Raw genomic sequence first — 12,251 nt, 5'->3', positions numbered from 1 at the left:
GCTCAGTGAAACGACGGATCATCGCAACGTAAAATCATGCAGTTAGGCCTCATGAGAAAAGTGTACACCTGAGATGACAAGCATTTTCAACCAAAACTGGCATGGAAAAACAGCATGATTACCTATTATTCAACAACGCCCCAAAAGTTCTATTTATTCAACAAAGCCCATCACCAGCCAAGCAGATCGACGGGATAAAGGCGCAAATCCATAATGCGGTCGGGCAATATGGGAGTGAAATAGAGCAGTAACAACAGGAATCCAATAATGCTCTTAACCGTCAATGCCAGCGAAAAGGCATTCAACTGCGGGGCAAACCGTGCCAGCAATCCTAAAAAAATTTCAGACAACAAAAATATAATAATCAAAGGGCTCGCAAGAATAACGCCATTCTTTACCACCAACGTAAGGAAACAGAGAACGGTACGGTAGGCCGGTATATCCAATTGATAAGGTTGCCATAATTGATAACTTTTCTCGAAAACCTCCAGCATTAACAGTAGCCCACCGCTTTGCAGCATAATGACGGCAGCAAAAAGGTTGAAAAAGTTAGCCAGTTCTGAAGTATCCACGCCTGAAAGTGGATCAATGCTACTACTCAGAGTGGCACCACGCTGATTATCGATAAAACTCCCCATCGCGTGCATAACCCAACACGGTAGACACAGAAAACCAGCGATGATCAGACCAACAGATAACTCCTTACCAATTAAAATTAAAAACCAGATGTTATCGTACCCATCTATCGCTTCTCCCGTATGCGGCCACAACACACTGCCCGTAAGCAAGGCAACGGGTAACCTGATAGCGCCAGTTAACGTATTATTGTTGAAAAAGGGCAACAATATAAACGCTGGCATCAAGCGAGCAGATACCATAGCCATTTCATAAAGCCAGGTGTGAAGGTCGAAAAAAATTCCAGTAAACATATTGCTTATCACGCAAGTGCTATTCTTATTACTTCACGAGCATAATTAAGCATAATATCGCCATACCACCCGGAAATAAGAAACAGACACAACGCTACGCTCAATAATTTGACGCCAAAAGGCAATGTCTGTTCTTGAAGTTGAGTTACTGTCTGGAATAAACCCACCAACAGTCCCACTATTGTGGCTACGGCAATAGGTAATGCAGACATTGTCAAAATCAGGTAAAGCGCTTTATTGCCTGCGAACGCTATTTCATCCATGATGACTCTCCACGGCTATAACGCCAGTTCCAGGTATTGTGTTACCAACTCTTTGGACAATAGCGTCCATCCGTCTAACACAACAAAGAGTACCAATTTAATGGGTACTGAAATGGTTACGGGACTCATCATCATCATACCGAGCGCCAGCAAAATACTGGATACCAGCAAATCGATAACAACGAATGGCAGGTAAAGATAGAAACCTATCTTGAACGCACTCTTTATCTCGCTTAAGGCATAAGCGGGTAATAATGCCAAGATAGAAGTACGCTCTTCTTCCTGCACTTCACTATCGGAATTATCTCCACGTTGAAGGTGAGCCCGCTCAAAAAACTGAGCCAATTCAGCATCAGAATATCTCTCAAGATAATCCCGATAACTATCCAGTCCATTCTCAACAAAATGTAATACCGATTTACTGTCTCTTGTATCGACATTGGCTTGCTGAAATTGCTCATAGCCATTTTTCACCACGGGCAACATGACAAAAAAAGATAAAATCAACGCTACTCCATTCAATGTCATATTTGAAGGAACTTGCTGAAGTCCCAATGCATTGCGTACCATCACAAACACAATGGAAAATTTTATATAACAGGTTCCACATGCGATTAAAAAAGGAAGAAGCGTCGAAAATGCCAGTATCGCAATCAGAGAAATATCATTGCCGTGAGACATCACCAGCCTCTTGATAAATATATTTTATTTCAATACCTAAACGATCCTCAATCCACACCAACTCACCTTTGGCAACCGGCACACCATTAGCAATAATGGATATATTCTGTTCTGCATCAGGATGACATGGAATAACCTGACCTTGATAAAAGGATTCCAATTCCGCAACAGTGAGGGTGCTTTGTTGCAATACTACACTGAGCTTTACTTTAATCTCGTCACGCGATCGTACTGGAGTAACAGCAACCTCATTGATATGCTCTGACACAGATAATTCATTTTCACTTTCTGACATTGCCGTAACGTCCGTTTCATCAAACATAAATCCCTCCTCAATTTTGATAAAGCGCCCCAAAACATGGTTTGATGAGGCAACCGTACATTCTTCATGATTTACCAGTATCACATCACCACGCTGAACGCGTTTGAGCAAAGCCGTAGAGATATGGCTGTAGCCAATTTGAAACTGGATGGATAAAGGCAGATCGTCTGCCTTCAAATGGCGGATGCCCTCGTCCAACGTGGGGTGGGAAGGGAAGGTATGCAGCCATACGCGCCCTTGCGATGTCATGCAGGCGTAAGCCTGCGGTGGAACAGATGATGTTTCCACCCGACCTTTGCTTTCCAAACGTTGATATGCGAGGTCTTGCGGCAACCCATCAATAGGCCGAACACAATTGATGAACAGGGTCTCCAACTGATCTGGCGACCACGATGCACTCGACAATGCAGCTCTTTGAGGCACTCGGTGGCAAAACCAGCTCTCCAGATCGATAATGCCCTCCCATCCCGTATCCGCAATAAAATGCAGCAGGTGATTGCCTGGTACCAGGCGCTGGCATACGTCAAAGCCTTGGTTTTGCCAGGTTTTCACTCTGCGGCGCTCGGAGAGTTCGCGCTTTGAATAGCCGCGTAGGTGTTGACCAATCACGCATTTTCCTCATCGGCAAATGTGTTGTGCTCTTTCTTTGGCTGCTCATCTTCCTCAGAAAACACCCATTTCGGATCGCCTTGCCCCTGCCCCTGCCCCTCATAATCCGCTAAGCGTTGATGAACCAACGGATCAGAAACCTGCAACACATGTGGTGCCTTGGCGTGTGCTCCTATCAGCACATTGACCTGATGGCCATCTCCCCAATCCGAAAAGCGGTACAGCAATTGGTTCTCAGACGCCGTTTCATTTAAGGCGGCATTACCGATGTTTCTGAGTATTGCCTCAGAGGGAAGTGGCTGTCGGCCCGCCCCTGCGAACGCGTTATCCGCACCACGTGCCGGCGTCTCCCCCGAAAACGAGCGGTGCTGCGCATCACTAGGCAGTGGAATGACAGAGGGTGAGTTCTCACTTTCAGCCTTGGGGCCAGGCATTTCTGAAGGCATGCTCGCAGAGGGCAAAACAGCCGTATCTGCTACCTGGCTGACTATCGCGTGGGAAAGTGGTGTATCACGACGCTCCTGAAGTGCAATGGCAGCAGACTGACCATGCAACCCACCGACTATCGCCACCTTTTCCACCACACTGGCAGAAAAGATGGATAAATCACGGTGTTGGGCTTTTTTACTCCTTGGTACACACTTACCGAACGCTACCTCAGTCGCGCTGATATTTACGGTCTCGCCCACCTCGGTGCGCGTTTCTGACTGCGTGGACAGCGTAACTTTTCCTCGCCCGCTTTCTCTCCATTTGCCTAGGCTGGCATGCAGTTCCGGTAGTGCTGCGGATAGCGAGGCGTGAGAAAGCGCTACAGGGGGTAAGGCACCTTCCTCGTGTCCTTTCTTCACCTGTTTTGCTTTTTTCTTTATGTCATTTAAAACAATGTGTTCTAAACTTTGTGTCGCATTCTCCCCCATGCTGGGGTTACTGCCAGAAAAAATGGCTTTCACTCCATTTAACGTCGCCATGATATTCTTTCCTCTATCTCGTTATCTTCAATTTTGGCATCTCTGATACACTTATTTTTTCGAACCTGGTGTTGGAGCGATTCATACTTCTTTATCTTTCTATCGAGCAGCTTTCTTTTTTCGAATATCGCCATACGCTCTTGTTCACACTTTTCCTGTTCGAGAATTTTTTGAGATTTTTGAACTTTGATGTCCGCCAATTTCTTCTTGAGTGCACCCTGTCGCCGTTGTATCGCGAAGATTTTCTCTTTATTGGTTTCGCCTCCGGGATACAAACTTCGGCTGAGCATCTCAATAGCTGAAATATCTTTTTCGAAGCTGTCTATCTGGGTAATTAATGTGTTGTGCTCATTTTTTTTTCTATTGAGCAGAACATCATTACGCTGAATTTTTAAGGCAATATGCCCAACCAACGTTTTCATTTCACGAAGCATGACGTTTCATCTCATAGGTTATCGTATTGAAATCGGCGTGTTCATCGACACGTTGCTTTAACCAGTCAAACAAACGATCGCGCTTATTCATCGCACGGTCGTTCTCTTCATTCTCGCCCGGTTGATATTCCCCGAGATCGACAAAGAGTTGCAGCTCATCAATTTTTGCTAAAACGCTACGTAGTTCGCCTGCATAGTGAAGATGTTCACTGTCACAAACCTGGTTAGCAACGCGGCTAACACTGTTCAGCACATCAATCGCCGGATAGTGATTTTTGGCCGCCAATTTACGACTCAGGTAGATATGACCATCGAGAATTGAGCGAATTTCTTCCGCGATGGGCTCCGGCTCATCATCACTTTCCAAAAGAATGGTGTAATAGGCCGTGATACTTCCCGTTTGGGTGACGCCTGGGCGTTCCAATAGCTTGGGCAGGGCATCAAATACCGAGGCAGGATAACCGCGTCGCGCCGGTGACTCCCCCGTTGCCAACGCCACATCGCGTAGCGCCCTGGCATAACGCGTAATCGAATCTAGGAAGAGCACGACATTCATGCCTGCATCACGAAAATATTCAGCAACAGTAGTTGCAACCTGCGCAGCATTGCACCGATTCAACGATGAATAATCTGAAGTCGCGTAAACCAAAATACACTGACTCTTACGGTCGGACTGACGCAATGCTTCAATGAATTCCGTCACTTCACGCCCACGCTCACCGACAAGCGCAATCACCAAAACATCGGCCTGTGATTGCTCGACAAGCATATGCATCAAGGTCGTTTTCCCACACCCTGCCGATGCAAAAATGCCCATGCGCTGACCCACGCCACAAGTAATCAGCCCATCAATGGCTCGGATTCCGGTCAAAAATGGCTGCCGGATACCCACTCGGTCCTGGTACAGTGGTGGCGGCGCATCTATGGTGCGGCGCTGCCAAGCAAACCCTCGCTCCTCTCCTGCTAATCGCTCCACAACTTCACCAAACGGGTTCAGCACACAACCCAGCAGGTCGTGACTCAGTACTACCGACAGCCCTGTCCCTGTAGGACAAATTACCGCCTCTCGCGACAAACCTTGCGCATTACCTATCAAACTCAGCAGTGTCGTATCGCCATGAAACCCCAATACCTGAGCGCGGGCCAGGATCTCTGGCTGGCTCCAGCCTTGGCGAACTTCGCAGACTTCCCCGACAGTCACACCGGACAATCGCGCTTCAATGATGGAGCCAGACAGGCGCAAAGGATGTGCTTGTTGACGTAAGAGCTGTCGGTTCGCCATTAGCGAATCACTCCCAAAAAAGCTTCTTGCAATTGGAAAAATTCGTCCATTGCCTCTGCAAAGCGAGCACCATCAGTCAGATAGTCAGGATGTACCAACCCTTTTAATTCGATGGTGTCGTTGTTAACGGCAATCTGTAATTGCCCAGTCATCGCAAAATGGCACCCTTCCATAATTTTTTCCTGGATTTGTGCTGAGTTATGCTGCAATAACCCGGTTGTATTTTCACTGATCTGTGACCAGATCCATATCTGCCCATCAACATTGCTAATTAACAAGCTGGGATAATTTTCAAAATCGAGCGCAATGGTTGAATGGCTATCAAAATCACTCAGAATGGATTCATCCACACCACTGTGCAGTAGCGCATCACGAACCAATTTTGCAATATCAATATCAATATACATTTCAGTTCTTCCTTAATTAAATGGTTTTCACCACATTGATTGATACCGTATCGGTTATTTCACCGAACGATATAACTTCAAGATCTTTAAAGCGTGACTCGAGAAAACGCTTTAAGAAACGGCGTATATCCACCGAGGAGAGCACAACTAAATCTTTACAAGACATCGCGACACTCTCCATGGCCAGTGCAAACCGATCAATCAACTCATCTGCCACAGCAGGTTCAAGATGAAGGAACACACCCGTTGAGGTATTTCTAATACTCTGACGAATATGGTCTTCAAACTCTGCGGATAACATAATCACGCGAAGCGAATTCCCCACAGAAAATTTATGGCAAATATAACGTGAGAGTGCACCACGAACATGTTCCACTAAAGAAATAACCTCTTTTTCACGCGGTGCCCATTGGGCAAGGGCTTCCATAATTAACCGCATATTACGCACTGAAATACGTTCACTCAAAAGGCGCTGTAATACTTCAGAAATTCGCTGAATAGTGGCATGGCGCATAACTTCTTTCATCAGGTCAGGGTATTTCTCTTCCATTTTATCGAGAATATGCTTTGTTTCCTGAACGCCGAAATACTCATTAACATGACGAATCAACACGGCGGCCAAGGTGTAATACATTTCATCAATACCACTACGCAGCTGATACCCTAATGCAGCAACAGATTCTCGCTGTTCTTCGGCAATCCATTGCATGTTATCAATGGTAGACACCGGTATCCCAAGGTGTAGCAGTTCGTCAGAACCGTTAACAACGCAGTATTCATTGAATTTTATTTGAAAACGCTCTGCGTTAATTTCATTGATTAACACAGAGACTGTTTCAGGCTCTATGTGCTCGGACGCTCTCACCGTTATTTCCGGCAGGTTTATCCCATAGTCAATAAAGAATTGGCTGCGAAAGCGTTCAGTAATATTCGCTTTTCCCAGCATCTGTTCATCGCTTTTGTGAACGACAAGAATCAAAGGCACCGTTTCTGCTGAAACATTATTCAGATTGTTAATGATACCCAGTGAGCTTTCCGCTTCGGCCAACACATCTCCTTCATAAGGTTTATGTGACGTTGCCCCCTCAAGAGCCGCCTGTGTCTTCTTGTTTTTCCAACGTTGATAACCGTAAAGTCCGGCGAGCAGCAATGCCAAAATCATAAATACAGAAAAGGGGAATCCTGGCAGGCTGCCTATGCCCAAGGCAATAATCGCCGCAATCACCAGTACTGAGGGATTGGTGAACAACTGATCAACAATGGTGCGCCCTATGTTGTCGCCATCACCGTTGACACGCGTCACAATGAAACCCGCGCCAATGGCGATCAACAGCGCCGGGATTTGAGCAACCAGACCATCACCTATCGTCAACATCGTATAGGTAGAGAGCGCGGTTGACATGTCCATGCTATTAATGGATACCCCGACGCAGATGCCACCAATGAAGTTGATGAAGATAACGATGATTCCGGCAATCGCATCGCCCTTGATAAACTTCATCGCACCATCAAACGAGCCATAGAGTTGGCTTTCACGCTCGACCACACTGCGCCGAGACATGGCATCTTCAGCGTCAATGGAGCCCGCGCGCAAATCCGCATCAATGCTCATTTGCTTTCCTGGCATGCCATCCAGAGAGAAACGAGCGGCTACTTCAGCGACGCGTTCGGCACCTTTGGTTATCACCATAAATTGCACAATGGTGACTATTGCAAAAATCACAAACCCAACGACCAGGCTTTCCCCAATAACGAATTCACCAAACGTGGAAATGATGTCACCCGCATCTGCATCGTTTAATATCAGGCGACTTGTACTCACGGATAGCGCTAATCGAAACAGCGTCGTAATCAGCAACACAGAGGGAAATGTTGAAAAGCTCAGTATTTTATCAATATAAAACGATGCTAAAAAAACCAGAATGGACAAAACAATGTTTAACCCAATCAAGAAATCGACCAAATAGGTTGGCAGAGGAATAACCAACATAGAAATGATCACAACAATCAATATAAGAATAAAGAGTTCAGGATGGTTCCTTACCCGATTTAAAAAGTCAATCATCCTATCAACCTATTTTATTCAACTTATGTATAGAAATCACTGTGCGGTTTTCCGCTGTTCAATTCGTTCGTGGCATAATTCTATATTGAGTCTTTCTTCAAAATACATCAATAATTTTATTCTTTCTTCCTCTGAAAAAAAAACTTCATGAGGTAATTTTTTGCAATAGTAGTAAATCATTTGTAAAACTACCGCTCGATTTTTATGTTCCGCAAAACGTAAATGGTGACCTACTGTTTGCGAAAGCAACATATCCACATCATCGAAGTGTTCGATCATGCCTAAGAGCAATAGCAGCCAAGTCTCTTCTTTTTCATCAACATCGCGAATAAGGGGGTTCTTGAGTAACCCCTGCACAAACAAAATATCACTCGATCGAATGTGCTTAATTTGCTTTATTCTTTCCTGAAGAAAGAAAAACTCCGAGTGACTACAGCTAGGATCAGCAGCGTCAATATCTGCCAACAGCGCATCTTCCATAAACGTGGTCAGGATCCCGCGATTTTCAACGCCATAGGTCGATATCCACGTTTGGTACTGCATCAGGTCCGTATCATCATTGGCTAAAAAGCTTCGATAGCTCTCACGCAGTAATGTGGGAGTCATCTTGAGCGTCGAGCCTAATAACCGAGCCTTTAACGCAACATTAATTCCGGCTTTTAAGCGCTTGGGATCTGCTTCTTTTTCAACTTGGGACAGCAGCGCTTTGAGACGTTTCCGTCGTATCTCATCCAGATTTCGTCGATACAACAACTCGCGTAAAACCATCACCAGATCGCTCTCATCTGGAAACAATGCGCGCGCCTGTTGTAAAAAACTCGTAATAGCCGCCCCTTCTTTCCCATTCAGGGCTTGAATCAGCTTGCTCACTTTCGGCTGAGCATCATCATCTAACACGCGCTCAAAGCTGCTTTCTTCCATTGCGCTTGATTTCTTTTCATATTCCCTGCGCTGGCGAAAGAGTCCCGCTACTTCAGACATATCATCCGCAGCGTTATACAACTTCTGTGCTCTGGCTGCGGGAGAAAGATCTTCCATATCCTGCATTTCATCGCCAGATGAAACATTATTCTGTTCAGCAGAAACGTTTTTTTCTGCATTCTGCTTCTCTCGTCGAGCCATCTGAAGATGGAGAGAAGAGCTACCAGACCCAACGCTTATCGCCATTTTTGGCTGTCCAAATAATTGGTCATCCAGTTTTGCAATTGATCGTTACCCAGATCTTTGCGTATATCGTTAATCATCGTGTGTGCATCCGGTGATAATGGTGCATCAATCTCTCTTGGCTGAATGAGGAATACCCGAACCATGCTTGATTCTCGGTCGCGAGAATATTGGAACAGTTTGCCAAGCAGGGGAATGTCACTTAATAAAGGGATTTTCCCTTCCACGGTGCTTCTTTCATCATGGGTATACCCACCAATCAACAAGCTTTTTCCTTTCGGTACGCGGGCGATGGTGCTGATATTAGTTCTGCCGACTTCAGGTAACGTGGAATCGTTAGTTTTTGTTGTATCAAACTGGTTACCGTCTTCAACGTTCAGCATCATTTCAATTTCCCCGTTCTCGGTAAAACGAGGAAGTACACTGACCAATGTACCGTAGGTGACGTTTTCTAACTGTGCTGTGCGCTCACCCACCAGGCTGGCATAGAAGGTTCGACTGTTGTCAAAAATGGCCGGAATATTTTCCTGGGTCAGCAGCATGGGGCGGGAAACAATGTTGGCTTTTTTCTTTTCACTCAATGCCAATGCCGTAACCATAAAGCTGGCACCATCAATGGTGCTCGTGCCGCCGTTAAGCGAAATACCCAGATTGCCTCCGACATTAAGATTGCCGCTCCACTGAACGCCAAGATTGTCGAAAGCTTCTTTTTGTAAATCCACAATCCAAACGGAAAGTTCAATATGCCGCTTGGCGATATCCAAGGTTTTCGCCAGATTACGAATATATTCAACCTGCTCAGGGCTTCCTCGCACCAGAAGGCTATTGGTTCCCGGCTCGGCAATAACACTCACTTCACTGGCGTCGCGGGCAATATTCGCTGCCGCCATCGCATCTTCATGCGCATAGCTGTCAAGCAAATCCTGCGGCAGATCGGAGGTATCCAGCTCGGTTTTGACCGGTTTACGCGGCACCACCTGCATACTTCTCCCTGCCGTAGTTCCGGTACTGATAATTTTATTTATCACCGTCGAAATGCCAGGAATGACGATTTTTTCATCGCGATATTTAAAGGAGCGGTCTTCAACAAAAGTGTTGTGTAGCTGAATCACGGCAATGCTCTCTCGCCCGTCGAAGGTATAATTTTTTTGATCGAGATATTTCGCCGTACTAGTGATCAGGTCGACATAGATTGGTGGTCCAGAAACATAAAAAGTGGAATTGCGATTATCCGAACGCAGAGGAAAGCGAGAATCGTGCAAACCAGAATTCTTCAAAAAGCTTTCAACCGTGCTGAATGAAGTATTACGCAACACGATAACTGCATTACGCATTTCCGTTGCGTCATAGACGTAAATCGCCTGGCCATCACTATACCAAATTAGTCCAAGCTGCTCGGATACCGATACCAGCACATCCTGCGGACTGCTCAGATCAAACTCACCGGTGACTTTTTTACGTGCCGCCAGCTTACTTAAAATCACGGGTTTCCTCATGGCAGCAGAGATAGCATCAAAAATGCCATTCACACTCTCCTGCCGGGCCATATATCCGCTTCCCTGTCGAGAAGATTGATTATTCTCATTTACTGTTTCTGCAAATGCCTGTATTGGCATTAGTACAAACAGCAATATGGCTATTGATGCCCATATTTTTTTCGAAAAATCTGTACTCATCTTACTTTAACTCGCTTGCAACAATTTCTTCAAATTCCTTGGCGAAACACCAATCACTTCTTTCACATCATTGGAGAAATGAGAAAGTGATGCATATCCATGATTCATTGCGATAGTCGTTAAATTATTATCGCCATTAATCAATTCAAACAGTGCCTGCCCCAGACGCCAATCACGTAGCGCAGATTTTGCCGTATTGCCCAATGCGCGCCGCGATAAACGTCGAAAATGAGAAACCGAAAGCCCATAACGAGCACAGAGCGTCTGCAAACGCTGGGTGGAATTAGTTCGATAAGAATCAAAAAGAAACTCAACCAGGGCATACCATTCAGATTGTCTCAATACATTGGAAAAACACGCCATGCCTTCCGTTCCCAACAACGTCTGATGCAGCAGCCAATATTCCAGCTCCTTTTGCTCAGGCTCGTTGCCAAGTGTCGTTGGCATGCTTGCCAGCAGCGATCGTGGACAGTGAATACTTTCTTTATTCATTGATTTATCGATAAACACTTGCAGTTTTGCCAGCAACGTAAAATCAAGAAATAAACAATCTACTTCACCGCGCTCAACGGTAACCGTGGCCGGTGCGATAGCAAGCAAACGTCGCTGTTTAGCAGGGATTGTGCATTCCGCCGTATTTGCTTTGTCGCGAAAGCGAAGGTAGCATTCTTGCCCGTTGTTCTGTGCCAGTAATAAAGCATACTGAGAGAACTGATATTCCTCGCCAACATTAAGCTGACGGTATTGCCCCATATCTTCCATAGAGTAGCTCTTTTGCATCCAAACGTTCGATGCAGTATAAAGTCTCGCCAATGGCATTCCTGATGAGATAATAATGGCTGGCCTTCCTGCTTCCGTCACCGCCATCAAATTATAAGAGGGAATAGCTTTTTTTATATTTTATTTCATAAAGATAATTAAAGTTAAATGAACATAATCCGAATCAAGGCTTTGTTGAATAATAGGTAATCATGCTGTTTTTCCATGCCAGTTTTGGTTGAAAATGCTTGTCATCTCAGGCGTACACTTTTCTCATGAGGCCTAACTGCATGATTTTACGTTGCGAGAATCCGTCGTTTCACTGGGCTGCCAGCATAAAATCTATTTATTCAACAAAGCCCCGAATCAACACTGACAGGATTAAAAACAATGACAGTGGACGCGGTGTACGTAGAAAACGCTTTTTTTTGTCGTGTATTCAACATGTTGATTGCAGTGTACCATATCCGGTTTTTGATGTGGGAGGCTTTGTTGAATAAATCAGAACTTGTAACGACTGCGCCCCATACGGGTCGATTGTTACGTGATGTGAATACTGTTCGGCATTCCTAATAGCGTGATCCGGTTAAGCGCTTTGACCATGGCCATGGCTTCACCCACCTGAGCATCGTAGTCTCTCAGACTTAGATGACCACCCAGAAGCCTTTTGAACCGGAACATGGCAGTTTCAG

At 45.5% G+C, this 12,251-nt stretch carries 12 protein-coding genes and 1 pseudogene; all 13 read right to left on the bottom strand.

Annotation, left to right across the window (positions count from 1 at the left end):
- Window positions 1-170: 170 nt before the first annotated feature.
- The gene (sctT, locus tag QZ506_RS02605; RefSeq protein WP_291968867.1) at window positions 171-929 is read right to left on the bottom strand and encodes a type III secretion system export apparatus subunit SctT; all 759 of its coding nucleotides are present in this window, start codon (window positions 927-929) and stop codon (window positions 171-173) included.
- Between the two features lie 8 nt (window positions 930-937).
- On the bottom strand, window positions 938-1,192 hold the full coding sequence (locus QZ506_RS02600; protein WP_264626929.1) for an EscS/YscS/HrcS family type III secretion system export apparatus protein: 255 nt from the start codon (window positions 1,190-1,192) through the stop codon (window positions 938-940).
- A gap of 15 nt (window positions 1,193-1,207) precedes the next feature.
- Window positions 1,208-1,873: an EscR/YscR/HrcR family type III secretion system export apparatus protein gene (locus tag QZ506_RS02595; protein ID WP_291968863.1), complete on the bottom strand. Its 666-nt coding sequence runs from the start codon at window positions 1,871-1,873 to the stop codon at window positions 1,208-1,210.
- A complete protein-coding gene (locus tag QZ506_RS02590) occupies window positions 1,857-2,804 on the bottom strand; it encodes a FliM/FliN family flagellar motor switch protein (RefSeq protein ID WP_291968861.1) in 948 nt (315 codons plus the stop codon). Before QZ506_RS02590 ends, QZ506_RS02595 begins: the two co-directional genes overlap by 17 nt.
- Entirely contained in the window at window positions 2,801-3,721 is a 921-nt protein-coding gene (locus QZ506_RS02585; protein ID WP_291968859.1) for a hypothetical protein, read from the bottom strand. Before QZ506_RS02585 ends, QZ506_RS02590 begins: the two co-directional genes overlap by 4 nt.
- A gap of 38 nt (window positions 3,722-3,759) precedes the next feature.
- Window positions 3,760-4,206 (bottom strand): hypothetical protein, encoded by a 447-nt coding sequence (locus QZ506_RS02580; protein ID WP_291968857.1) that lies wholly within the window; start codon window positions 4,204-4,206, stop codon window positions 3,760-3,762.
- The gene (gene sctN / locus QZ506_RS02575) at window positions 4,196-5,488 is read right to left on the bottom strand and encodes a type III secretion system ATPase SctN (protein ID WP_291968855.1); all 1,293 of its coding nucleotides are present in this window, start codon (window positions 5,486-5,488) and stop codon (window positions 4,196-4,198) included. Before sctN ends, QZ506_RS02580 begins: the two co-directional genes overlap by 11 nt.
- Window positions 5,488-5,895, bottom strand: coding sequence for an SPI-1 type III secretion system chaperone SpaK (gene spaK / locus QZ506_RS02570; RefSeq protein ID WP_291968853.1), 408 nt, complete (start codon window positions 5,893-5,895; stop codon window positions 5,488-5,490). The genes sctN and spaK overlap by 1 nt, the downstream gene beginning before the upstream one ends.
- A gap of 16 nt (window positions 5,896-5,911) precedes the next feature.
- A complete protein-coding gene (locus tag QZ506_RS02565) occupies window positions 5,912-7,960 on the bottom strand; it encodes an EscV/YscV/HrcV family type III secretion system export apparatus protein (RefSeq protein ID WP_291968851.1) in 2,049 nt (682 codons plus the stop codon).
- A gap of 36 nt (window positions 7,961-7,996) precedes the next feature.
- A complete protein-coding gene (gene sctW, locus QZ506_RS02560; protein ID WP_291968849.1) occupies window positions 7,997-9,127 on the bottom strand; it encodes a type III secretion system gatekeeper subunit SctW in 1,131 nt (376 codons plus the stop codon).
- Window positions 9,118-10,800, bottom strand: a complete 1,683-nt coding sequence (gene sctC / locus QZ506_RS02555; protein WP_291968847.1) for a type III secretion system outer membrane ring subunit SctC — start codon at window positions 10,798-10,800, stop codon at window positions 9,118-9,120. The genes sctW and sctC overlap by 10 nt, the downstream gene beginning before the upstream one ends.
- A 6-nt stretch (window positions 10,801-10,806) precedes the next feature.
- Window positions 10,807-11,667, bottom strand: a complete 861-nt coding sequence (locus QZ506_RS02550) for a helix-turn-helix domain-containing protein (protein ID WP_291968845.1) — start codon at window positions 11,665-11,667, stop codon at window positions 10,807-10,809.
- 432 nt (window positions 11,668-12,099) lie between these two features.
- Window positions 12,100-12,251 (bottom strand): annotated as a pseudogene (locus QZ506_RS02545) (IS5/IS1182 family transposase); the annotation flags it as partial.

The organism is Candidatus Symbiopectobacterium sp. (assembly GCF_020054415.1).
Taxonomy (GTDB): domain Bacteria; phylum Pseudomonadota; class Gammaproteobacteria; order Enterobacterales; family Enterobacteriaceae; genus Symbiopectobacterium.
This window is presented reverse-complemented; position numbering and strand designations above follow the sequence as displayed.

Bases quoted from the DNA above. Each gene is read 5' to 3' on its own strand.
- QZ506_RS02595 (WP_291968863.1), bottom strand. From the start codon at position 1,873: ATGTCTCACGGCAATGATATTTCTCTGATTGCGATACTGGCATTTTCG.
- sctW (WP_291968849.1), bottom strand. From the start codon at position 9,127: ATGGCGATAAGCGTTGGGTCTGGTAGCTCTTCTCTCCATCTTCAGATG.
- sctT (WP_291968867.1), bottom strand. From the start codon at position 929: ATGTTTACTGGAATTTTTTTCGACCTTCACACCTGGCTTTATGAAATG.
- QZ506_RS02550 (WP_291968845.1), bottom strand. From the start codon at position 11,667: ATGGCGGTGACGGAAGCAGGAAGGCCAGCCATTATTATCTCATCAGGA.
- sctC (WP_291968847.1), bottom strand. From the start codon at position 10,800: ATGAGTACAGATTTTTCGAAAAAAATATGGGCATCAATAGCCATATTG.
- QZ506_RS02565 (WP_291968851.1), bottom strand. From the start codon at position 7,960: ATGATTGACTTTTTAAATCGGGTAAGGAACCATCCTGAACTCTTTATT.
- spaK (WP_291968853.1), bottom strand. From the start codon at position 5,895: ATGTATATTGATATTGATATTGCAAAATTGGTTCGTGATGCGCTACTG.
- sctN (WP_291968855.1), bottom strand. From the start codon at position 5,488: ATGGCGAACCGACAGCTCTTACGTCAACAAGCACATCCTTTGCGCCTG.
- QZ506_RS02585 (WP_291968859.1), bottom strand. From the start codon at position 3,721: ATGGGGGAGAATGCGACACAAAGTTTAGAACACATTGTTTTAAATGAC.
- QZ506_RS02580 (WP_291968857.1), bottom strand. From the start codon at position 4,206: ATGCTTCGTGAAATGAAAACGTTGGTTGGGCATATTGCCTTAAAAATT.
- QZ506_RS02600 (WP_264626929.1), bottom strand. From the start codon at position 1,192: ATGGATGAAATAGCGTTCGCAGGCAATAAAGCGCTTTACCTGATTTTG.